The organism is Salipiger sp. ABN3_019 (genome assembly GCF_056158605.1).
On sequence record NZ_JBSWTP010000010.1, the window covers coordinates 813,149 to 835,489 of the forward strand.

Sequence of the window (22,341 nt, forward strand, 5' to 3'; positions counted from 1 at the left end):
ATGGACGTTTTCGCAAGTCTCGGCGACGGTTTTGCCGTTGCCTTCACCCTGCAGAACCTCGGCCTCGCGCTGCTGGGCTGCTTTCTGGGCACCATCATGGGCGCGCTGCCGGGCCTCGGTCCGTCGAACGGCGTCGCCATCCTGATCCCGCTCGCCTTCACGCTCGGGCTTGGCCCGACGCCGTCGCTGATCCTGCTGACCTCGGTCTATTACGGCGCCATGTACGGCGGGCGGATCAGTTCGATCCTGCTTGGCATTCCCGGTGACGAGCCGGCGATGATGACCGTGCTCGACGGCCACCCGATGGCCAAGAAGGGCATGGCCGGCGAGGCGCTCTCGCTGTCGGGCATCGCCTCTTTCGTCGGGGCGTTCTTTGCCACATGGGGCCTGATCTTCCTCGCGCCGCAGCTGGTGAAGATCGCGCTGCTGTTCGGACCGGCGGAATATTTCGCCCTCTTCGCGCTGGCCTTCGCCACGCTTGGCGGCGTGTCGTCGACCAATCAGGCGAAATCGGCCTTCGCCGCCATGCTCGGCCTTGGCCTTGCGATGATCGGCGTCGACACCCAGACCGGCGTGCCGCGCTTCACCTTCGGCGAAGTGCACCTCTATGACGGTCTCGATTTCCTCGTGGCCATCGTCGGCCTCTTCGCTCTGTCGGAAGTCTTCATCTTCCTCGAGCACCGCCACGGCAGCGCCGATGCGTCCTCGACCCAGCTGAAGCTGGGCCGCCTCACCCCGCCGATGTCGATGATCAAGAAATGCACCCCCACCATGCTGCGCACTTCGGTGCTGGGCTTCATCGCGGGCGTTCTGCCCGGCGCGGGGGCGTCGCTGGGCTCGTTCATCTCCTACTCGATGGAAAAGCGGCTGGTGGACAAGGAAGGCACTTTTGGCACCGGGGATCCGCGCGGCGTCGCCGCCCCCGAGGCGGGCAACAACGCCGCCGCCGGTGGCGCGCTGGTGCCGATGCTGGCGCTGGGTGTGCCGGGCTCGGGCACCACGGCGGTTCTGCTGGCCGTGCTGCTGTCGCTCAACATCACCCCCGGCCCGCTGCTGTTTGCCCAGAACCCCGATGTGGTCTGGGGCCTGATCGCCGCGCTCTTCATCGCCAACATCATGCTGCTGGCGCTGAACATCCCGATGGTGGGCATCTTCACCCGCGTGCTGATGGTGCCGCCGCGCATCCTGATGCCGATCGTCGCCATGGTCAGCTTTGTCGGCATCTACGGCATCTCGGGCTCGAGCTTCGATCTGCTGATCATGATCGGCTTTGGCGTGATGGGCTGGGTGCTGCGCAAGCTCGACGTGCCGCTGGTGCCGATCATCCTCGGCACGCTGCTTGGCAACACGATGGAGAACAACCTGCGCCGCGCGATCACCATCGACAACGGCGATTGGTTCACCCTGATCGACAGCCCGCTGTCGATCGCGCTCTGGTCCATCGCGATCCTCGGCTTCATCATGCCGCTGATCGTGGGCCGCGTGGTGCGCGCCAAGATGCACCGCCGCCGGGACGAAGAAGGCGTGCTGAGCGACTGACCCCTCGCCCTCTGCTCAGCACTCCACGGCCCCCGCTTCGGCGGGGGCCTTTTTCATTTGACCAATGGCGCTCGGACCGGCTTACCAGCCGCCGAACCGCGCCCAGCTTTGCAGCGGGCCGGGGCACGCAGGGATCACCGAATAGCCGCCGTGCTGCGCCGCGGTGGCGCAGGCATGGTTGGGCAGGATGCGCAGCAGCGTGCCCACCGGCAGATCGGGAATGGGGCCGGCCGCGCCGTCGCGGCGCGCAATGATGCCATGTTCCTGATTGGCCGCCGTGACGATCAGCTCGGGGATCACCCGCCCCTCGGCGTCGCACACAATGCCATAGCCCTGATCCACCGACTGCGCCGCCGTGCCGCGATCGCGTGACATCGCCATCCAGCCTGCATCGATCAGCACCCAGCCCTTGTCGGGCTGATGGCCGATCACCGACGCCAGCACCGACAGTGCGATATCATCGGTCGTGCACACGCCGATGCCCGCCATCACCAGATCGAAGAACATATAGACCCCGGCGCGCAGTTCGGTGACCCCGGTGAGGTCTTGCGCCGCATGGGCGGTGGGCGTCGAGCCTACGCTGACGATCGGGCAGGCCATCCCCGCCGCGCGCAGCGCCTCTGCAGCCGCCACGGTGGCGGCGCGCTCGCGCTCGGCAAACTCGGCATGCGCTTCTGCACCCGACACGCCATAGCTTTCGCCCGCGTGGGTCACCACGCCGCGCAGCGCGCCTGCATCCGCCAGAATGCGCGCAATCTCGAGCAGGCCCGGGTCTTCCGCCGAGAGCCCGCCGCGATGGCCGTCGCTGTCGATCTCGATCAGCGCCGGGAAGCCCGCCTCGGCCACTGCCCGCGCCTGCGCCGCGCTGTCGAGGATCACCACCAGATCGCAGCCCCGCGCGCGCAGCGCCTGCACGCGCGGCAGCTTTCCGGGCGCGATCCCAACCGCATAGAGGATATCGTTGTACCCGGCGGCGGCGAAAACCTCGGCTTCGGCCAGCGTCGAGACGGTGATCGGCCCCGGAGTGCCGCCGCTCATCCGCTCGGCCACCTCCAGCGATTTCGCGGTCTTCATATGCGGGCGCAGGGCAACACCCAGATCCGCCGCGTGCTGCGAAAGCCGCGCGAGATTGCGCAGCATCTTCGCCTCGTCAAGGATCAGCGCCGGCGTCGTGAGCCCTTCGAAAATGGCGGGATGTGTGGACATGGGCGACATGGGCGGCTCTCCTTGCGTTCTGGCCTGTGACGGCTTTGCGCGCTTTTACCCGTTTCGCCGGGTTTTGACAGGCACCCGTCCGCGCGCAGCATTTGCATAGGAACGATGCGGCAACTCCCGATGCAGCGTTCCAATGGCGAAAAACTTCTGCAAACCTCGTTGCAAATGACTCGCCGATCAACATTGATGGCGGGACAGAACAATAAAAACCAATGCAACCACAGAGAGGTACACCATGAAGTTCACCGCAGCCGCGTTCCTGACGCTGACCACCGCGCTCGCAGGCGCCGCCTCGGCCGAGACCTGGGACATGCCGATGGCCTACCCGGCCAGCAACTACCACACCGAGAACGCCCAGATCTTCGCCGACGCCGTCAAAGAGTGCACCGGCGGCGAGCTGGAGATCGTGATCCACGCGGGCGGCTCGCTGTTCAAGGGGGACGAGATCAAGCGCGCCGTGCAACTGGGCGAAGCCCAGATCGGCGAGCGTCTTCTGTCGGCCCATGCCAACGAAGACCCGGTTTTCGCCTACAACTCGATCCCCTTCCTCGCCACCTCCTTCGAGGCGTCCGAAAAGCTGCGCGCCGCCGCAGAGCCGACGCTTGCCAAGGTGCTCGAAGCGCAGAACATCGTGCCGCTCTATTCGGTGCCGTGGCCGCCGCAGGGTCTGTATTTCTCCAAGCCGGTCACCACGCCCGAAGAGATGGAAGGCGTGAAGTTCCGGGCCTACAACTCGATCACCGCGGAAGTCGCCGAACTCGCGGGCATGGTGCCGACGCAGGTTGAAGCCGCCGATCTCAAGCAGGCGCTGGCCACCGGCGTCGTCTCGGCGATGATCTCCTCGGGCGCCACCGGCGTGGACGAAAGCGTCTGGGAAGACATGACCAACTTCTACGACGTGAAGGCTTGGCTGCCGCGCAACACGGTCTTTGCCAACAAGGATGCGCTTGACGGACTGTCGGACGAAGCCCGCACCTGCGTGATGGACGAGGCCGAAGCCGCCCAGACCCGCGGCGCCGAGAAGGCAGCCGAACTGGCAGGCGGGTTCGTCAAGACGCTGGCCGACAACGGCATGGACGTGAACCCGCCCGCCGAGGCGATCACCGCCAAGCTGCAGGAGATCGGCAAGACCATGACCGCCGAGTGGAAAGAGAACGCGGGCGAGAACGGCACCGCGATCATCGACGCCTACGACGCCGAGTAAGGACAAGGCAACGCTGATACGGGGCGTCCCGGTCTTGCCGGGGCGCCCCTGCGCCATCCGCACCCGCGGTGTGGTGCCGGTGTTGCGGGCCCCGATATGACCTCTCAAGAGACCCTAGAACAAGACCAAGAGACCACAGGAGGGCAGCCCATGCGCCGCATCTTGGACGGCATTTATGCCACGTCAGGCTATGGCGCCGCGCTGGCGCTGATCGCCATCCTCTGCCTTGTCGTGGCGCAGATGGTCACCCGCTGGCTCGGCATCCTGCTGCCCGGCGGCGCCAATTACGCGGGCTACGCCATGGCCGCGGCCTCTTTCCTCGCGCTGGCCGACACCTTCCGCCGCAACGAGCATATCCGCGTCGGCATGCTGGTCGAACGCGGCGGCGCTTGGCGGCGCTGCATCGAGATCTGGTGCTATACCGCCGCCGCCGTGGTGGCGCTCTTCTTTGCGTGGTACGCGGTTCAGACGCCGATCCTCAGCCACAAGATCAACGACGTCAGCCAAGGGCAGGACGGCACGCCGCTGTGGATCCCGCAAATCGTCATGGCGGTGGGCGCGGTGCTGCTGGCCGTTGCGGTGATCGACAGCCTGATCGGCATTCTCTTCACCCCCAGCATGGGCGTCGACGCGCCGCGCGAGCCGCTTCTGCGCGACGCGCTCGGCTCGGTCAAAGCGCGGCTGATGCTTTTTGCAGCCTGCGCGCTGGTGCTCTATGCCGCCGTCCACCTGATGACCGGCTTCGACCGCGACGCGGTAGGGCTCAAGATCGGCGTCTTCCTCTTCGTGCTGTTCTTCCTGCTGGGCTCGGGCCTCTGGGTCGGGCTGGCGCTGATGGGGGTCGCCTATATGGGGATGATCGGCTTCACCCCGCGCAACCCCGGCAGTTCCATGAGCATCACCGTCTGGACCTCGGCCTCGAGTTGGACGCTGACCTCGTTGCCGCTGTTCATATGGATGGGCGAAATCCTTTATCGCACAAGGCTTTCCGAGGACATGTTCAAGGGGCTCGCGCCGTGGCTTTCGCGCTTTCCGGGGGGCTTGCTGCACTCCAACGTGGTGGGCTGCACGGTCTTCGCGGCGGTCTCGGGCTCCTCTGCCGCCACGCTGACCACGGTTGGCAAGATGTCGATCCCCGAGCTGCGCAAGCGCGGCTACCCAGAGTTCATGATCGTCGGCACGCTGGCGGGCGCCGCGACGCTGGGTCTGATGATTCCGCCCTCGCTGACGCTGATCGTCTACGGCGTGACGGTGAAGCAGAGCGTCACCGGCCTCTTCATGGCGGGCGTCTTTCCAGGGCTGGTGCTGGCGACGATGTTTATGGCCTATATCGCGATCTGGTCAGTGGTCCGCCGCGATCAGGCGCCCGATCCCGAGCCCGCGATGTCGTTTGGCGAGAAACTCCGTGCCTCGACCCTGCTGATCCCGGTGATCGCGCTGATCATGGTCGTCATCGGCTCCATGTATCTTGGCATCGCCACGGCGACCGAGGCCGCAGCCTTCGGGGTGATCGGCGCGCTGGTGTTGGCGCTGCTGCAGGGCTCGCTCAGCTGGCAGGCGTTCCGCGAGAGCCTCTTTGGCGCCACCCGCACCTCGGCGATGATCGCGCTGATCCTGATGGGCGCGAGCTTCCTGACGCTGGCCATGGGCTTTACCGGCGTGCCGCGCGCGCTGGCCGGGATGATCGCCGCGTGGGATCTCTCGCCGGTGGCGCTGATCGCCGCGCTGACGGTGTTCTATATCATCATCGGCATGTTCCTTGACGGGATCTCGGCGGTGGTGCTGACCATGGCGATCATCGAGCCGATGATCCGCGCCGCCGGGATCGACCTGATCTGGTTCGGCATCTTCATCGTGGTGGTGGTCGAGATGGCGCAGATCACCCCGCCGGTGGGCTTCAACCTTTTCGTGCTGCAGGGGATGACCCGCCACGACATGAGCTACATCGCCCGCACCGCGCTGCCGATGTTCCTGATCATGGTGCTGATGGTCGGCGTGCTGGTGGCCTTCCCCGGCCTTGCCACATGGCTGCCAGAAACGGTACAGGCCGCGCAGTGATCCCACGGGGGCCGGTGCGCCGGCCCCCGACCAACCGACAGGCTTCGCACATGACGCCCTTCATCGGCATCCTCAGCCTCGACACGCAGTTCCCGCGCATCCTTGGCGACGCGGGCAATCCAGCCAGCTACCACCTGCCTGCCCGCGTGCGCGTCGTGCCCGGGGCGGGCAGCCCGGATATCGTACGCAGCGGACGCCCGGCACCGCAGCTGGTGGATGCCTTCCGGGAGGCTGCCGAAGAGCTGGTCGCGGAAGAGGCCTGCCTGATCACCTCCACCTGCGGCTTCCTGATCTCGGTGCAGCGAGAGATCGCCGCCGCGCTGCCCGTGCCAGTGGTGCTCTCGGGGCTGTGCCTGCTGCCGATGGTGCGGCAGATGACCGGCGGGCGCCCGATCGGCGTGCTGACCGCGTCCGCCGCCGCGCTGGGGACGGAGGCGATCCGCGCCGCCGGAGCCGCGCCCGAGGAGGTGCGGATCGCGGGCCTTCAGGACAGTGCCCTTTTCGCCCAGACCTTCCTTGCCGCGAAGGACAGCCAGAACGCCAGCTTCGACCGGGCGCAGATGCAGGCCGAGGTCTGCGCCGCGGCAGAGGCGCTGATCGCCCGCGCGCCCGAAATCGCGGCCATCGTTCTGGAATGCGGAAACCTGCCGCCCTACGCGGACGCGATCCGCCGCGTCACCCGGCGGCCGGTGTTTTCGATCCTCGACGCGGCACGGCTGGTGGCGCCTGCGCCCGCCTGAGCTCAGCCCGCGCTTTCCGAGCCACCCGGCGTTGCGGGACAAAGGCTGTCGATCCGCGAGGGATCCTTCAGCACCGCCGCCAGAATGCCGCGCACCGCCGAGCGGCGCAGCAGCGCCTGCCCCTCCTCGGTGAAGAGCGCCGGACCGAAGTTGGTCGAGAAAGTCGCCTGGTTCGCCACGTTGAAAAAGCTCATCGCGCTGATCTGCCAATGCAGCGCCACCGGCGAGATGTCCGGCAGGAACAGCCCCGCCGCGCAGCCCGCGCGGCAGATCTTCTCGACTACGCCAATCGCCCGTTCGTTCTTTGCCGCCAGCGCCTGCATCTTCTTCATGTGGCGCGCTTCGTGGATGTTCTCGATCATCACGAGGCGGATGAACTCGGGATTGCGGCGGTGGTGGTCGAAGGTGAACTCCAAGAGCGCCTTCAGCGCCGCATCCGGTGGCAGCCCTTCGAGATCAAGCTCCGCCTCGCCCCCACGCACCTCGGCATAGCACTCTTCCAGCACCGCCTCGTAGAGCGATTCCTTGTCCCCGAAATAATAGAAGATCATCCGCTTCGAGGTCGTCGTCTGTGCGGCGATGTCCTCAATTCGTGTCCCCGTAAGCCCACGGCGGGCGAACTCGCTGCGCGCCACGCGCAGGATGTCGGCCTTCACCGCTTCGGGATTCTGTTTCCAGCCCCGTGACTTTGCTCGATTTTCCGCAGGCCTCCCCATGCGTCCTCCTCACGTCCTCTTGAACGTTATCCTACATTTTTAACCCGCCGGTTCAATTCACTTGACAATTTAACTGCCGAGTACAATGCTGCGACAACTTGTCAGACACGCGAAGTTGGGGGGAGGCCGCTTTGGAGAACGCGCAAACAAGAGAAGACAGTTTGCTTGCCGGCCTGATCGGTCAGGGCATCGCGCTGTCGCGCACCCCGCTGATGCAGATGCAGGAAGCGCGCGCACAAGGTCTTTTCACCACCTATAAAAAGCTCGACATGGACGCGCCCCAGCGCAAGGACATGACGCTGGCGCAGATGGTCTCTGCCGCCGAGGCCGCAGGCTTTGACGGGCTGAACATCACCTATCCCTATAAGATCGACGTGATCGACCTGCTCGACGAGTTGTCGGAGAACGCCCGCGCCGTGGGCGCGGTGAACACCGTCGTCTTCGAGAACGGCAAGCGGACCGGCCACAACACCGACATGTGGGGCTTTGCTGAAAGCTTCCGCCGGGGCCTCGACGGCGCTGATACACGCCACGCGTTGCTGCTTGGTGCAGGTGGCGCAGGTGTGGCCGTGGCCCATGCGCTGGCAGATTGCGGCGTCGAGACGCTGTCGATCTTCGACACCGATCCGGCACGGGCCGAAGGGCTTGCCAAGCTGGTCGCCAGCAACCGTCCCGGCACCAAGACGCAGGCGGTCAGCGATATCGCCGCGCTCTTTGCCGAAGGCCGTCCGAACGGTGTGGTCAACTGCACGCCAATGGGCATGGCCAAGCTGCCGGGCATGGCAATCGACGAAGACCTTATCGAAGCCGATCTGTGGGTCGCGGATATCGTGTATTTTCCGCTCGAGACCCAGCTTATCGCGACCGCGCGCGCCAAGGGCTGCCGCGTCCTGCCCGGCTCGGGCATGGCGGTGTTCCAAGCGGTGCGCGCCTTCGAACTCTTTACCGGTCGGCCCGCCGATCCGGTTCGCATGAAGGCGACGTTCGACGCCTTCGACCAGCCCGCGCAAGACGCGGGCAACACGAAACGCTGAGGGAGGAATTCATGCGTTCTATCACCAAGTCTCTGCTTGCCGTCACCGCACTCTGCGGCAGCCTCGCTGCAACCACCGCAGGCGCTCAGACCCTGCGCGTCGCGCACGTGGATCCTGACGAGTGGACCGGCTCGAAGAAAGGCGCCGCGGCGCAGATCTTCAAGAACATCGTCGAGGGCGAGTCGGACATGACCGTCGAGCTGTTCCCGGCGGGCGCGCTCGGCAACGAAGACGAACTGGTCGCGCAGGTGCAGGACAACCTGACCCAGGTCGCGCTGGTTTCCGGCGCAATGTCGAAGGTCTGCCCGGCCGCTTCGGTGCTGGACATCCCCTACACCTTCTCCTCGGCCACCGTCGCATGGGACGTGCTGGACGGCGAGTTTGGCGACGCGCTGGCGCAGCACTGCCTCGAAGAGACCGGCCTGCGCACGCTGGCCTACGGCGAGACCGGCTTCCGCAATTTCACCAACAACACCCGCGAGATCAAATCGCCCGCGGATATGGAAGGTCTGAAGTTCCGCGTGCAGCCGATCCCGCTGTATGTGGAGATGGTGAAGGGTCTTGGCGGTGAGCCGACCCCGATCGCATGGACCGAACTGCCGAACGCGCTGTCGACCGGCGTGGTCGACGGTCAGGAAAATCCGGTTGGCGTGATCTACAACAACGGCCTGCACAAGCTGCAGAAATACATGACCCTCGACGGTCACGTTTACGCCGCCGATTTCATCGTGATCTCGGACGAGTTCTACGACATGCTTGAGCCCGCGCAGCAAGAAGTGGTCGCCAAGGCCGCGCGCATCGCCGGCAATATGGGCCGCGCCATCCAGCAGTGGAACACCGCGCAGGGCGTCGGTGCCGTGCAGGAAGAAGGCATGGAAGTCTACGCGCCGACCGCCGACGAGATTGCAGCCTTTGCAGAAAAGGCGCAACCTGCGGTCGTCGAATACCTCCGCGGCGAACTGGGCGACGATGCCGAGTGGATCGACCGTCTGCAGACCGCCGTCTCGGAAGTCTCGCAGTAATCTGCGACCCCATTGGCCGGGCCGCATGAATGCGGCCCGGCTTTTCTTTACGGCCTGCCCCGCAGGTCCGCCTTTTGGCCCGTGCGCTCGGGCCTTGTCTTCGGAGGAGCCACGATGGATCGTCTCACCCGTGCCGCCCGATGGGTTTTTGCCTTCGGCGCCGGCCTCAGCATGGCGCTGGTCTTTCTCATCATTTTCGTCAACTCGATCCGGCGCTACGCCGTTGGCCGCTCGGTTCCGTGGGGCGAGGAGCTGCCGATCTACCTGACGATCTACGGCGTGATGTTCGGCCTTGCGCTGGCCTATCTGAGCGACAGCCACATCCGCTTCACCGTAATTTCCGACATGCTGCCCAAGCGCGTGCGCCACTGGGTGTTCACCGCTGCCGACGTCATGGGCATCGCCGCGGGCATCGGGCTGGCCTACGCGGGCCACGTCTTTGCGCTGCGCCGCGGCGGCGTCAACTCCTCGGGGCTGAAAGCGACCGCGGACGCGCTGGCGCAAAGCACCGGCATCGAGGCGCTGGTCTGGCTCGGCAAGGTCGGCCCTTACCAATATGCCGTTGCGTTCGGCGGGGCGATCCTCGCCATCGCGGCCACCCTGAAACTGATCCAGCGGCTGACCGGCCGCACGGAGGTCTGAGCCAATGGTCTATCTCATCCTGATCGGCGGCCTGCTGGCCGGTGCCCCTATCGCCATCGCGATCATCGCGGCGCTGCTTTATTTCATGGCCACCGGCGAGGCGCCCTACACGCTGCGCATCGTGCCCACCGAGATCTACAAGGGTCTCAACTCTTTCCCGCTGCTGGCCATTCCGCTCTTCGTTCTGGCCGGCGAGCTGATGAACGAAAGCGGCATCACTGGCCGTATCATCGCTTTTGCCAACGTGCTGGTGGGCCGCATGCGCGCCGGTCTTGCACTGGTGAACATCTGGGCCTCGGTGATTTTCGCGGGCCTTTCCGGCTCGGCTGTGGCCGACACCTCGGCGATTGGCCGGGTGTTCATCCCCGAGATGGAAAAGCACGGCTATGACCGCAGCTTCGCCGCCGCGCTGACCGCCGCCTCTTCGGTGATCGGCCCGATCATCCCGCCGTCGATCCCGGTGATCATCTACGCGCTGATCGTGTCGGGCGTGTCGGTTCCGGCGCTGTTCCTTGCGGGCGTGATCCCCGGCATCCTGCTGGCGGTGTTCCTGTCGGCCTACGTCATGCTGACCGTGAAGGTCGACAAGGGCGACCAGACCGGGGATCTGGGCGGGCCGTCGAACGGACAGGCGCTGCTGCAGGGCATCCTGCCGCTGTTGATGCCGGTGCTGGTGGTGGGCTCGATCCTGCTGGGCATCGTGACCCCGACCGAGGCCGCGAGCTTTGCCGTGGGCTACGCGCTGATCCTCGGCCTTTTCGTCTACCGCAACATCCGCCTCTCGGCCCTGCCCCGGATCTTCTCGGGCGCCATGCGCGACAGCGCGGTGATCCTGATCATCATCGCCGCCGTTTCGGCAGCCAACTGGCTGCTCACCTACAACCGCGTGCCGAACATGCTGACCGACTGGGTGCTGACCAATGTCGACAGCAAGACGGCGTTCCTGCTGGCGGTGATCGTGCTCTTCCTCTTCGTGGGCCTGTTCCTCGAAGGTATCGCGGCGATGCTGGTGCTGGTGCCGATCCTGCACCCGATCGCCGTGTCGATGGGCGTCGATCCGACCCACTTCGGCATTCTGGTCATCTTCAACCTGATGATCGGCCTGATCACCCCGCCGCTTGGCCTGTGTCTCTTCGTTGCCGAAGGGGTCGCCAATGTGGGCATGGCGCGTCTTATCCGCTCGATCATGCCGTTCTTCTTTGTCGAGGTGCTGGTCCTGTTCATCCTGACCTTCGTGCCCGAAACGGTGATCTGGCTGCCGCGCGTGCTCGGCTATTAAGGAGGGACGACCCATGAAGACCGCGATCGCCACCGTCTCGATCTCGGGCACCCTGCCCGAGAAACTCGAGGCCATCGCTGCCGCCGGGTTCGACGGGGTGGAAATCTTCGAGCAGGATTTCATCGCCCATGACGGCGGCGCCCGCGAGGTCGGCCGGATGATCCGCGACCACGGGCTGGAGATCCCGCTGTTCCAGCCCTTCCGCGACTTCGAGTGCCTGCCCGAGCCGCTGCGCTCGAAAGCCTTCGACCGCGCCAAGCGCAAGTTCGACGTGATGCAGGAACTGGGCACCGACCTGATCCTGATCTGCTCGTCCGTGCACCCGCGCTCGCTGGGCGGCATCCAGCGTGCGGCGAATGACCTTGCCGAGCTTGGCGAGATCGCCAAAGAGCGCGGCATCCGCCTTGGCTATGAGGCGCTGGCATGGGGCCGCCACATCAACGATCACCGCGACGCATGGGAGATCGTGCGGCAGGCCGACCATTCCAACGTCGGCATCATCCTCGACAGTTTCCACACGCTGGGCCGCAAGCTTGACCCGGAATCGATCCGCGCGATCCCCGGCGAGAAGATCTTCTTCGTGCAGCTGGCTGATGCGCCGGCGATCGAGATGGACCTGCTCTATTGGTCGCGCCACTTCCGCAACATGCCCGGTGAGGGCGATCTGGAAGTCAGACGCTTCATGCAGGCGGTGATGGCGGCGGGCTACACGGGACCGATCAGCCTCGAGATCTTCAACGACCAGTTCCGCGGCAGCAACGCGCGTGCCACGGCGCAGGACGGCTATCGCTCGCTGATCGCGCTGATGGACGATGTGCGCCGCGCCGAGCCCGAGACCAAGATCGACATGCCCGCCATCCCGCCGCGCGTGCGCGCCGAAGATGTGAGCTTTGTCGAGTTTGCCGCCCGCGACGGCGAGGTCGAGACGCTGACCGACATGCTGCGCACCTTGGGTTTCCGCAACGCCGCCAAGCACCGCAACAAGGCGATCACGCTCTGGCAACAGGGCGACGTGCGGATCGTGGTGAACTCGGAAACCGAAGGCCATGCGGCGCATGTCTGGAACACGCGCGGCCTGTCGGTCTGCGACATCGGCCTGCAGGTGTCCTCGGCCCATGACACGGTAGAGCGCGCCACCGCGCTTGGCTCGCCGACCTTCTCGCAGCCCACCGGGCCGGGCGAGCTGGCAATCCCGGCGATCCGCGGGCTGGGCGGTTCGGTGATGCATTTCATCGACGGCACCAGCGGCCTTGGCGAGGTCTGGGACGTGGAGTTCGAAGCCACCGGCGAGGCCAAGGCGCCCGGCGCGGGCCTGACCCATGTGGATCACCTCGCGCAGACCATGTCGTATGAGGACATGCTGAGCTGGACGCTGTTCTACAGCACGCTCTTCGACATGGAAAAATCGCCTATGGTCGATGTCATCGACCCCGATGGTCTGGTGCGCAGCCAGGTGGTGGAAAGCGCCGCGGGTCGGCTGAAGATCACGCTCAATGGCGCCGAGACCCATCGCACCTTGGCCGGGCGTTTCCTTGCCTCGACCTTCGGGGCGTCGGTGCAGCATATCGCGCTTTCGACCGACGACATCTTCGCCTCGGTCGCGCAGATGCAAAAGCTGGGCTTCCAGCCGCTGCCGATCCCCGGCAACTACTACGACGATCTGGCGGCGCGTTTCGATATGCCCGACGGGCTGCTCGAGCGTCTGCGGGCGGGCAACATCCTCTATGACCGAGAGGGCGAGGCAGAGTTCTTCCAAGTCTACAGCCGTGCCTTCGCGGGTGGCATGTTCTTTGAGATCGTGCAGCGCGGCCCGGGCTACAAGGGCTTTGGCGGGCCCAACGCCCCCTTCCGCATCGCCGCACAAAAGCGCCTCGGGCCGAGCAAGGGCATCCCGCAGTCCTGAGCCACCACAAAGCAAGAAACCAAACGCCCGCCGGTTCCATCCGGCGGGCGTTCGCGTTGCAGCGCTGAGCCTTAGGCGTCAGCCGCCGAAGGTCTCCATGAACAGCCGCTTCACCTCGACCGGATCGCAGGACAGCGCGATCTCCACCTCGGGTCGCCCGGTGCAGCGCAGCGTGTTGCCGATCTCGGGGCCGTCCAGCGTCACCTGCAGGGGCGCGCGTTCGGTGCCGACGATCTGCGGCATGATGCAGGCCATCACCGCCAGCGGATCATGCAGCCCGCAGCCTTCGACGCCGACCGAGCGGTAGAAATCCAGATAGAAATGGCTCATCTCGCGCAGGAAGGCGCCATGCTCGGGGTCGCGCCGTTCCAGTTCGGCGAAATCCTCGGCCCGCAGCAGCACCTGCATCGTCACATCGAGCCCGACCATGCAGATGTTCGCCCCGCTCTGCAGCACGGTGTCGAGCGCATGCGGGTCGTGATAGGTATTGGCCTCTGCGTGGGGCGAGATATTGCCGGGCGCATCCAGCGCCCCGCCCATAAAGACGATGCGCTTTACGTTCTGGGCAAACTCGGGATCGAGGCGGATCGCGTCGGCGATATTGGTGATCGGGCCGATCGGGCAGAGCACAAGCTCGCCCTTATGCTCGCGCGCCATACGCACGAGGAACTCTGCCGCGCTCTCGTCCAGCTTTGCGCCCTTGGGCGTCATCTCGGGCAGGCTGCCAAAGCCCTCGGGGCCGTGCACGTGATGGCTCGGCGTCGCAGGCGGCAATTCCAGCGCCTTGGCCGCGCCTTCAGCCACTGGGACGTCGAGCCCCGCGCGCTCGACCAGATAAAGCGCATTGCGCGTCGCCTGCGCGACGGTGACATTGCCAAAGACGGTGGTCAGCCCCAGCAGGTCGATCTGCGGATGCGCGGCGGCGTAGAGGATGGCAAGGGCGTCGTCGACGCCGGGGTCGGTATCGATGATGAGTTTCATGCGTCGGTCCAAGGTCATGGGCGCCGGAACGCGTCTCCACATCCCGGCGAAATCCATACCGCTCTACCCCGCGGCACGGCGCAGGGGAACCGGGAAAACGGGCGTGCCACTGTCTCAGGCGGCGGCGTATTCAGCCCGCAGCGCCTTGCGGCGGATCTTGCCAAAGCCGTCGCGGGGCAGCACCTCGCAGATGTGGAAGCGTTTCGGCACTTCCTGCGGGCCGAGGTGCTGGTGGCAGAAGGCGCGCAGCGCCGCCTCGTCGAGGGCGCTGCCCTCCTTGGGCACGACGCAGGCGAGCACCTTCTGGCCCCACTCCCGGTCGTCCACGCCAAAGACCACCGCGTCACCCACCTGAGGCGCGCGCAGCAGCACGGCCTCGACGGTCTCGGGATGGACCTTCACGCCGCCAGTGTTGATCACATCATCGCGCCGCCCGCCGAGGTAGAGATAGCCCTCCTCATCCAGCCAGCCGACATCGCCGATGCTCTGAAAACCGTCGGCGTCTCGTTCGGGGGCCGGGGCGTCCGGGCCGGTGTAATGGCTGCGGCCTGACAGGTCATCGGGGCGCATGAAGATCTCGCCCGGCGCGCCCGCCGGCTGCAGCTGCCCATCGGCGCCGTAAATGCGGATCTCCGTCTCGAAGCCGCGCCCGACCGAGCCCTGATGGGTCAGCCACTCGGCGCCGGTGATGGTGGTCTGGCCGGTGTTCTCGCCCGAGCCGTACATCTCTGTCACGCGCTCCGGCCCCAGAACCTCAATCCACGCCTGTTTGAGCCAACCCGCGCAGGGCGCGCCGGTGTGATAGAGCGCGTGCAGGCTGGCAAGGGTCGCGCCGCTGTCCTCCAGCCGGTCATACATGCGCACCATCATCGTCGGCACCAGCATGGCAAAGCCCACCTCATGGGTGTCGATGGCCTGCAGGGCGCGAACCGCATCAAAGCGTTCCATGAGCACCAGCCGGTTGCCCTCGAAAAGGCCGTTCTGCGCCCATGTGAAGGGCGCGTTATGCGACATGGCCCCGCAGACAAGCTGCGTCTGATCGCAGCGGAACCCCAGACGCGGCGCCACCCGTCCCCAGCTGGCGCCGGGCACACGGGTGAAGGGGCGGTCGTCGCACATCATCTTGGGCAGGCCGGTGGAGCCGCCCGAAAGCACGATCTTGCCCGGCAGCGGGATGCGATCCTCGACCGGCGTGGCGGGCAGGCTCGTCGCCAGCGCCTCGAAATTGTCCAGCGAGATATCCCCCAGCCCCTCAGGCTGCCCGATCACCAGCGCCGCGCCGCTGCGCGCTTTCATGGTGGCGGCGGTCTCGGGCCGGATGCCGGGATCGAGCACCATGGTCGTCGCGCCCACGCGCCAGACCGCGACGGCCAGCGCCAGATGGGCGGGGATATTGCCTAGGGCAAAGGCGACCACATCACCCTGCCCCACGCCGCGTGCGATCAGCGCGCGGGCGAACCCGTCGGCCATGGCATTGAGCCCCGACCAGCTCAGCGATTGCGCCTCGCCGCGCGCGGGCAGAAAGCACACCGCTTCGGCATCGCCGCGCGCGGCGGCCAGTTGGCGCAGCCGCGCGCCATAGCTGATCGGGGATTGGGTCATGGATGCCTCAGACTTCCTCGAAGTGGATGTCCTGCGCCCCGTCCCACAGAACCTTGGGGCCGATCTCGGCCAGCTTGTCGAGGTTCGAGGTCAGGGTGATGAAATGGTTGCCGGCAAGCTGCCCCATCTTCGAGGCGAAATGCACGCCGCCATAGGCCAGCAGGATCTCGGTTTCCGAAATGCCGCCCGGATAGAGGATGAACTGCCCCGGCGCCGGATAGCTGGTGTGGTTTTCATACTCGACGCCGAAATCGGTCTCGCCGAGCGGGATCCACACGCCTTCGCCACTCCAGCGCACGTGCACCACCTTGCTGGTATAAGGCATCTGCGCGCGGAAGGCGGCGACGGTCTTGGGCGCGGCATCTTCCTCGAAGCGCGCGTCAAATTCGATGCCCGCGATGGTGACTTTGAGTTTGGTCATGGGATGGTCCTTGAAAGAAATCAGTCGATGAGCCCGAAGAGCCGCGGCAGGAACAGCGACAGGTCGGGAATGAAGGTCACCGCGATCAGCATGGCAAAGAGCCCGGCGAGCGGCCAGCCGAGGCGGCGCGACACCTGCAGCACCGTGCGGCCCGCGACGCTGGACGACACGAAGAGCGACACGCCGTAGGGCGGCGTCACCGTGCCGATGGCGCAGTTGAGGATCACCAGCAGCGAGAAATGCAGCGGGTCGACGCCCATCTGCGCCGCGATCGGCGAGAGCACCGGCACGATGATCAGGATCGCCGCGATGGTCTCGAGGAACATGCCCACGAAGAGGAACAGCAGATTGGCGATGATCAGGAAGATCACCTGGCTGCTCGACACGCTGGCAATCCAGTTGCCGAGGATCTGCGGCACATTGGCATTGGCGATGAGCCACGAGAAGACGCTGGCGGTGCCGATGATCAGCATGACTGCCGCCGACAGCGAGGCCGTGCGCAGGATCAGCCCCGGCAGCGCCGAGAGCTTCAGGTCGCGGTAGACGAAGGCCCCGACGAGCAGCCCGTAGAAGCCCGAGACCGCGGCAGCCTCGGTCGGGGTGAAGATGCCCCCGAGGATACCGCCGAGGATCAGCACCGGCATCCCGGCGGCGGGCAGCGCGGCCCAGCCGGTGCGGCCAAGGCGCGCCATGGTGAAAGGCTCGGCGTCGCGGTAGGTTTCGCCGCCCTTCTTGGCTTGGAAGTAAGCGATGAGCATCAGCATCACGATGCACATCAGCCCCGGCAGCACGCCCGACACGAAGAGTGCGCCGATCGACACGTTGGACACCACGGCGAGGATCACCATGGTCAGGCTTGGCGGGATGACCTGCGCGATGGATTCGGCGCAGGCGATGAGCGCCGCGCCGAAGTCTACGTCATAGCCCCGGCGGCGCAGCTGCGGCTGCATGATCGCCGAGATCGCGGCGGTGTCAGCCGAGCCAGACCCCGAGATCGCCGCAAGACCGGCGGCCGCCACGCAGCTCACCTGATAGAGGCTGCCGACCACCCAGCCGATCAGCGCCGAGGCAAAATCCACGATGCGGCGCGAGATGCCGCCCGCGTCCATGATCACCCCGGCAAAGACGAAGAAGGGAATGGCCATCAGGGTGAAGGAGTTGAGCCCCGCAAAGACGCGCTGGCTGACGATGGCGACGGGCACATCCGTGGTGGTGACCAGCGCCAGCACGGCAGAGGCGCCCAGCACAAAGACCACCGGAACACCGAGGGCGAGAAGAAAGACGAAGGCGGCAGCAATAACGATCATCAGAGCGCCTCCTCGGCGTCGGGTTCGGGCGGCGGGAAGGGATTGTCCCAGCGCTGGATGACCGAAAGCAGCAGCTCCAGCACCATGTAGCCCGCGCCGAACGGCAGGCAGAGATAGACGTATTTCATCGGCATGCGCAGCGCGGGCGAGCTTTGGAAGCTGCCCATCTTCAGCAGGGGCAGGCTGCCCCATGCGAGCGCCGCCAGAAAGGCGGTGATGACCAGCGCGATGGCGATCAGCGCGACGCGTGCCATCGGCAGCGGCAGCTGCGCGGGCAGCATGTCGATCGCCACGTGCTGGCCCTTGGCCACCGCCACGCCCGCCCCCATCAGCACCAGCCAAATCTGGCTGAAGGTGGCGATCTCGGTGGCCTGCGCGATCGAGTAGTTGAAGACATAGCGCCCGCCGACCTGCACCAGCACCGAGATCATCATCACCGTGAAGAGCAGGATCACCATGCCCGAGACGACACGGCGCAGGGCGAGGCAGAGGCGTTCGAGAAGTGCGAACATGGGCGGGCTTTCTTGCGGCAGTCAGAGGAGAGGCCCGGCCACGGGAAGGACGTGGCCGGGCAGTTGGGTCGAGCTCGGGGAGCTTACTCGACCGATTTCACCAGATCGAAGATCTTCTTCTGGGCGTCGCTTTCGAGGTACTTCTGCTGCACCGGAGCGGCCGCTTCGCGGAAGGCTTCGACGTCGGGGTGGGTGATGTTCACGCCGACTTTCTCGAGATCACCGAAGCGGGCGTTGTCGGAGGCGAGATAGGCAGCGCGCTCGGCTTTGCCGGCTGCGAGGCCCGCTTCGTCGAGGGCTTTTTGGGTGTCTGCGTCCAGCGCCTCATAGGCGGCCTTGCCCATGATCACCGGCGCAACCAGTTCCAGCCAGCCCACCACGGCCCAATCGGGTGCGACCTCATAGAACTTCTGCGAGTAGAAGTTGGTGTTGGCCGCTTCCGCACCGTCGACCACGCCGGTCTCGATGGCACCGTAAAGCTCGGTGTAGGCGATCGGGGTGGCATTGGCACCAAAGGCGTTGAACGTGTCCACATGGGCCGGGTTCTGCATGGTGCGGATCTTCAGGCCTGCCATGTCGTCGAGCGACTCGATCGGCTTTTTGGTCATGATGTGACGGGTGCCCGCCGAGAAGACCGACAGCAGGTGAAAGCCCTGCGCGTCCAGCGCCGAACCGATGGCGTCCAGCACTTCGGGATCACTCAGGGCGCGGTCCATCTGCTCGGCATCGTCAAACAGGAACGGCAGCGAGAAAACCGACAGGTCGGGTACGAAGTTGGCCAGCGTCGAGTTGGCGGTCACGGCGATGTCCACGGTGCCCATCTGGGTGCCTTGGATGCTTTCCATTTCGTCGCCGAGCGTGGCGTTGTCATAAACCTCGATGGTTGCCTTGCCGCCCGACTTCTCTTCGAGGATCTCGGCCATCTTGCGCATGCCGACGCCATAGGGCTCGTCGGCGTTGGCGTTGTGGCTGGCCTTGAGGGTGATCTCCTGCGCGAAGGCCGGGGCGGAGACGAGCGTGGCGCCAAGCGCGACGCAGAGGGCAAGGTTGGTGAGTTTCATCTGTTTATTCCCTGATGGGTTTCTCTCTGTTGGGGCGGAAATTTTCCCCCGGCATGGGGCCGGGATCAGGCCTCCGCCAGCAGCCCCAGATCGGTCATGATGGTTTCCAGCTCGGCGCGCTTGGTCTGCGGCAGAGGCAGGCGCGGCGGGCGCGGGTCGCCCATGGGGCGGCCGATCATCTGCATCGCGGCCTTGGTGGCCGAGACATAGAGGTCACCTGCCAGTGCGTTGATCAGCGGCAGGCTTTTGACATAGAGATCGCGGCCCTCTCCGGAGCCGTCGACCGTCCGCTCGAAGGTCTGCGCCGAAAGCTTCGGTGCGATGTTGGACATCACCGAGCTGTAGCCCTCGGCGCCTGCCAGATAGCTTTCCCAAGGATAATAGCCGGCAAAGACCGTCATCCGGCCCTTGCAGGCCTCCAGAAGCTCGGTCACCCGGTGCACGTTCTTCGACGTGTCCTTGATGTAGGAGATGTTGTCGACTTCCGAGAGCCGCCCGACCAGCGCTGCGCTGAGATCGACGTTGGCGGTGAACGGGTTGTTGTAGAGCATCACCGGGATCGACAGCGCCTCGGCGACGCGGGTGAAATGCACCACCAGTTCCTCGTCGGTGGGCGAGGAGTAATAGGGCGGCACCAGCATCACGCCATCAGCGCCCAGCAGTTCGGCTTCGCGGCTCAGCGACACCGCCTCGTCGGTCCATTCGGCGGCGGTGCCGATCAGCACCGGCACCCGGCCCGCGGCCTGCTGGATCACCGCCTCGGCGACCGCGGTGCGCTCTTCGCGGGTGAGCGACAGAAACTCGCCGGTGCTGCCCAGCGGGATGAGCCCGTGCACGCCTTCCTCGATCTGCCAGTCGACATAAGAGCGCAGCGCATCGAGATCGACGCGGCCCTGCGCGTCGAACGGTGTGACGCAGACGGTGTAGCTGCCCTTGAAGGTCATTGCGGTCCTTTCCGACTTCCTTGGCTCGGCAGCGGGTCGCCGATCCAAACCTCTTGCAGCCACGTTCAATCTGATCAGATAATGAGTCAACTCACAGAGCCAACACCGCGCCCCTCGGCGCCGCTTCCCCAAGGAGACTGACCATGCCCTTCATCGAAATCATCGACCGCGACGCGACCGAGGAAATACGGGAGGTTGCGACGAAAGACATGACTGATGGTCTCTGCCAGGCCTTCGGGATCAAGCCGGAAATCGTCACCTGCTATTATTTTTCGGCACCTCACTATTCCTACGGACATGCTGGAAAATATGGCAAAAATGCTGAAAACTTCCGCATCTTCATAAAAGTACACGCCTTCCCCCGGCCCCAAGACGCCAAGGAAATCGCCGCGCAAGCGATCACCGAGGCGGTGGCGAGTGCCTATGGGGCGAGCCCGAAGGACGTGATCGTCTACTTTTTCGACCGCAGCCCCACCGACGCCTTCCACGCCGGGAAAGCCTCGGCTTGACCGGGCGGCATCCGGCTGTGTAGCTGATGATCAGATCAAATCTAAATCTTAATAACGGAGATCACATTGGATCAGTTCTATACTGAAGAGCAGCGCATGGTGCGCGAGACCGCGCGCCGCCTCTCGGATGACGTGGTCGCCCCCGCCGCTGCCGCCATCGACCGCGACGACGAGTTTCCCCGCCCGATCTACGAAGCGCTGGCCGAGCAAGGGCTTTTCGGCGTCGCGCTGCGCGAGGAAGCGGGCGGCGTCGGGCTTGATGCCATGGCTGCCTGCATCGTCATGGAAGAGATCGCGCGCGGCTCGGGCGCGGTCGGCAATGCCTTCGCGATCCCGGTCGAAGCGGCGCTGTTTCTCGACCACCACGGCTCGGAGCAGCACAAGGCGCTGATTCCCGGCATCCTCGAGGTCAAGGTGATTCCGGCCACCGCGGTGACCGAACCCGACCACGGCTCGGATGTGGCGGCGATGAAGACCACCGCCCGCCGCGACGGTGATGAATATGTCATCAAAGGCACCAAGGCGTGGGTCACTTTCGGGCAGGTCGCCGATGTGATCATGGTCTTTGCCAAGACCGATCCCGACGCCGGGCATCGCGGCATTTCGTGCATTCTGGTGGAAACCGACCGCCCCGGCGTGATCCGTGGCAAATCCGAGGAACTGCTCGGGATGCATGGGCTCGCCGAATGCATGGTCAGCTTCGACGAGGTGCGGGTGCCGGTCACCAATCTGATCGGGCCGGAGCATGGCGCCTTCAAGATGGCGATGGAGAACTTCAACTTCTCGCGCCTGATGATGTCGTCCATGGCGCTTGGCATGGCGCAGGCGGCGATGGAGGATGCCATCGCCTACGCCGGAGACCGCAAGCAGTTCGGCAAGCCGATCTTCGAGCATCAGGCCGTGCAATTCATGATCGCCGACATGGCCAAGGACATCGCCGCCGCCCGACTGCTGATCCACAATGCCGCGAAACTCTATGACGCGGGCAAGCCGATCGCGCTGGAAGCGGCGCAGGCCAAGCTCTTCACCACCGACATGGCGCAGGTGCACATCTCGAACGCGCTGCAGATCCACGGCGGCAACGGCTACTCGCGAGAGTTCCGGGTCGAGCGCCTGTTCCGCGACGTGCGCCTGAGCCAGATCTACGAGGGCACCAACCAGATCCAGCGCATGATCATCGCGCGGCAAGTGCAGAAAGCCTACGCATGAACCTCTTCTACGAAGACGTCGAGATCGGCCGGACCTATACCACCGGCACGCATGAGATCACCGTGGCGGATATCGCCGATTTCTGCCGCCTGACGCGCGACCACCACCCGCTGCACACCGACGAGGCCTATGCCAAAGAAGCTGGCTTCCCCGGCATCATCGCCCATGGGCTCTATGGTCTTGCGCTAATGGAAGGGCTGAAGACCGAGCTCAAGCTTTATGAGGAGACATCCATCGCCTCGCTTGGCTGGAACGATGTGCGTTTCAAGCATCCCATCGTGGCCGGCGACACGGTCTATGTAGAGATGGATTTCACCGCCAAACGCGAGAGCGGCTCGCGCCCTGCCGGAATTATCACCGAAGCGGTGCGGCTGATGCGCGATGACGGCACGTTGCTGATCGATGCCGAGCATATCAGCTTGATCCGCAAGAGCCCCTGACAG

At 65.3% G+C, this 22,341-nt stretch carries 21 protein-coding genes and 1 pseudogene; 13 read left to right on the forward strand and 9 right to left on the reverse strand.

Going from position 1 to position 22,341, the window contains the following annotated elements; genetic code table 11:
* Positions 1-1,539, forward strand: coding sequence for a tripartite tricarboxylate transporter permease (locus ACXAD2_RS25790; RefSeq protein ID WP_475177003.1), 1,539 nt, complete (start codon positions 1-3; stop codon positions 1,537-1,539).
* An 81-nt stretch (positions 1,540-1,620) separates the two neighbouring features.
* Here the strand turns inward: ACXAD2_RS25790 and ACXAD2_RS25795 are convergent, their stop codons facing one another.
* Entirely contained in the window at positions 1,621-2,754 is a 1,134-nt protein-coding gene (locus tag ACXAD2_RS25795) for an alanine racemase (protein ID WP_475177005.1), read from the reverse strand.
* A 235-nt stretch (positions 2,755-2,989) separates the two neighbouring features.
* Between ACXAD2_RS25795 and ACXAD2_RS25800 the strand changes: the two genes are divergently transcribed.
* The 4 genes and pseudogenes from ACXAD2_RS25800 (at position 2,990) to ACXAD2_RS25815 (ending at position 6,756) form a co-directional block, all read left to right on the forward strand.
* Positions 2,990-3,958: a TRAP transporter substrate-binding protein gene (locus ACXAD2_RS25800; protein WP_475177007.1), complete on the forward strand. Its 969-nt coding sequence runs from the start codon at positions 2,990-2,992 to the stop codon at positions 3,956-3,958.
* 150 nt (positions 3,959-4,108) lie between these two features.
* Positions 4,109-4,549 (forward strand): annotated as a pseudogene (locus tag ACXAD2_RS25805) (TRAP transporter small permease); the annotation flags it as partial.
* Between the two features lie 141 nt (positions 4,550-4,690).
* Entirely contained in the window at positions 4,691-6,016 is a 1,326-nt protein-coding gene (locus ACXAD2_RS25810) for a TRAP transporter large permease (protein WP_475178406.1), read from the forward strand.
* A gap of 50 nt (positions 6,017-6,066) precedes the next feature.
* On the forward strand, positions 6,067-6,756 hold the full coding sequence (locus ACXAD2_RS25815) for an aspartate/glutamate racemase family protein (protein ID WP_475177010.1): 690 nt from the start codon (positions 6,067-6,069) through the stop codon (positions 6,754-6,756).
* Between the two features lie 2 nt (positions 6,757-6,758).
* Here ACXAD2_RS25815 and ACXAD2_RS25820 read toward each other — a convergent pair whose 3' ends face one another.
* Complete coding sequence (locus ACXAD2_RS25820; protein WP_475177011.1) at positions 6,759-7,472, reverse strand: TetR/AcrR family transcriptional regulator; 714 nt, start codon at positions 7,470-7,472, stop codon at positions 6,759-6,761.
* A 131-nt stretch (positions 7,473-7,603) separates the two neighbouring features.
* Here ACXAD2_RS25820 and ACXAD2_RS25825 point away from each other — a divergent pair, with 131 nt between their 5' ends.
* From ACXAD2_RS25825 to ACXAD2_RS25845, 5 genes are all read left to right on the forward strand, one after another.
* A complete protein-coding gene (locus tag ACXAD2_RS25825) occupies positions 7,604-8,506 on the forward strand; it encodes a shikimate dehydrogenase (RefSeq protein WP_066110085.1) in 903 nt (300 codons plus the stop codon).
* Between the two features lie 11 nt (positions 8,507-8,517).
* Entirely contained in the window at positions 8,518-9,528 is a 1,011-nt protein-coding gene (locus ACXAD2_RS25830; RefSeq protein WP_066110087.1) for a DctP family TRAP transporter solute-binding subunit, read from the forward strand.
* Positions 9,529-9,642: 114 nt separating this feature from the next.
* The gene (locus ACXAD2_RS25835) at positions 9,643-10,170 is read left to right on the forward strand and encodes a TRAP transporter small permease (protein ID WP_475177018.1); all 528 of its coding nucleotides are present in this window, start codon (positions 9,643-9,645) and stop codon (positions 10,168-10,170) included.
* Between the two features lie 4 nt (positions 10,171-10,174).
* Positions 10,175-11,449 (forward strand): TRAP transporter large permease, encoded by a 1,275-nt coding sequence (locus ACXAD2_RS25840; protein ID WP_475177019.1) that lies wholly within the window; start codon positions 10,175-10,177, stop codon positions 11,447-11,449.
* Positions 11,450-11,462: 13 nt separating this feature from the next.
* Positions 11,463-13,352 (forward strand): bifunctional sugar phosphate isomerase/epimerase/4-hydroxyphenylpyruvate dioxygenase family protein, encoded by a 1,890-nt coding sequence (locus ACXAD2_RS25845; RefSeq protein WP_475177022.1) that lies wholly within the window; start codon positions 11,463-11,465, stop codon positions 13,350-13,352.
* A gap of 78 nt (positions 13,353-13,430) precedes the next feature.
* Here ACXAD2_RS25845 and ACXAD2_RS25850 read toward each other — a convergent pair whose 3' ends face one another.
* From ACXAD2_RS25850 to ACXAD2_RS25880, 7 genes are all read right to left on the reverse strand, one after another.
* The gene (locus tag ACXAD2_RS25850; RefSeq protein WP_475177024.1) at positions 13,431-14,333 is read right to left on the reverse strand and encodes a nucleoside hydrolase; all 903 of its coding nucleotides are present in this window, start codon (positions 14,331-14,333) and stop codon (positions 13,431-13,433) included.
* A gap of 114 nt (positions 14,334-14,447) precedes the next feature.
* Positions 14,448-15,935 (reverse strand): class I adenylate-forming enzyme family protein, encoded by a 1,488-nt coding sequence (locus ACXAD2_RS25855; protein WP_475177026.1) that lies wholly within the window; start codon positions 15,933-15,935, stop codon positions 14,448-14,450.
* 7 nt (positions 15,936-15,942) lie between these two features.
* A complete protein-coding gene (locus ACXAD2_RS25860) occupies positions 15,943-16,356 on the reverse strand; it encodes a DUF3830 family protein (protein WP_475177029.1) in 414 nt (137 codons plus the stop codon).
* Positions 16,357-16,376: 20 nt separating this feature from the next.
* Complete coding sequence (locus ACXAD2_RS25865) at positions 16,377-17,663, reverse strand: TRAP transporter large permease (protein ID WP_475177031.1); 1,287 nt, start codon at positions 17,661-17,663, stop codon at positions 16,377-16,379.
* The gene (locus ACXAD2_RS25870; protein ID WP_475177033.1) at positions 17,663-18,175 is read right to left on the reverse strand and encodes a TRAP transporter small permease; all 513 of its coding nucleotides are present in this window, start codon (positions 18,173-18,175) and stop codon (positions 17,663-17,665) included. Before ACXAD2_RS25870 ends, ACXAD2_RS25865 begins: the two co-directional genes overlap by 1 nt.
* 83 nt (positions 18,176-18,258) lie before the next feature.
* On the reverse strand, positions 18,259-19,236 hold the full coding sequence (locus ACXAD2_RS25875) for a TRAP transporter substrate-binding protein (protein WP_475177036.1): 978 nt from the start codon (positions 19,234-19,236) through the stop codon (positions 18,259-18,261).
* A gap of 65 nt (positions 19,237-19,301) precedes the next feature.
* A complete protein-coding gene (locus ACXAD2_RS25880) occupies positions 19,302-20,180 on the reverse strand; it encodes a dihydrodipicolinate synthase family protein (protein ID WP_475177038.1) in 879 nt (292 codons plus the stop codon).
* A gap of 143 nt (positions 20,181-20,323) precedes the next feature.
* Between ACXAD2_RS25880 and ACXAD2_RS25885 the strand changes: the two genes are divergently transcribed.
* The 3 genes from ACXAD2_RS25885 to ACXAD2_RS25895 all read left to right on the forward strand — a co-directional run bounded on the left by ACXAD2_RS25885 (position 20,324) and on the right by ACXAD2_RS25895 (position 22,338).
* Complete coding sequence (locus tag ACXAD2_RS25885; protein ID WP_475177040.1) at positions 20,324-20,689, forward strand: tautomerase family protein; 366 nt, start codon at positions 20,324-20,326, stop codon at positions 20,687-20,689.
* Between the two features lie 66 nt (positions 20,690-20,755).
* Positions 20,756-21,898: an acyl-CoA dehydrogenase family protein gene (locus ACXAD2_RS25890; RefSeq protein ID WP_475177042.1), complete on the forward strand. Its 1,143-nt coding sequence runs from the start codon at positions 20,756-20,758 to the stop codon at positions 21,896-21,898.
* Positions 21,895-22,338 carry a MaoC family dehydratase gene (locus ACXAD2_RS25895; RefSeq protein WP_164180498.1) on the forward strand — a complete coding sequence of 148 codons (444 nt, stop codon included), beginning with the start codon at positions 21,895-21,897 and terminating at the stop codon, positions 22,336-22,338. The genes ACXAD2_RS25890 and ACXAD2_RS25895 overlap by 4 nt, the downstream gene beginning before the upstream one ends.
* The last annotated feature ends 3 nt before the right edge of the window (positions 22,339-22,341 follow it).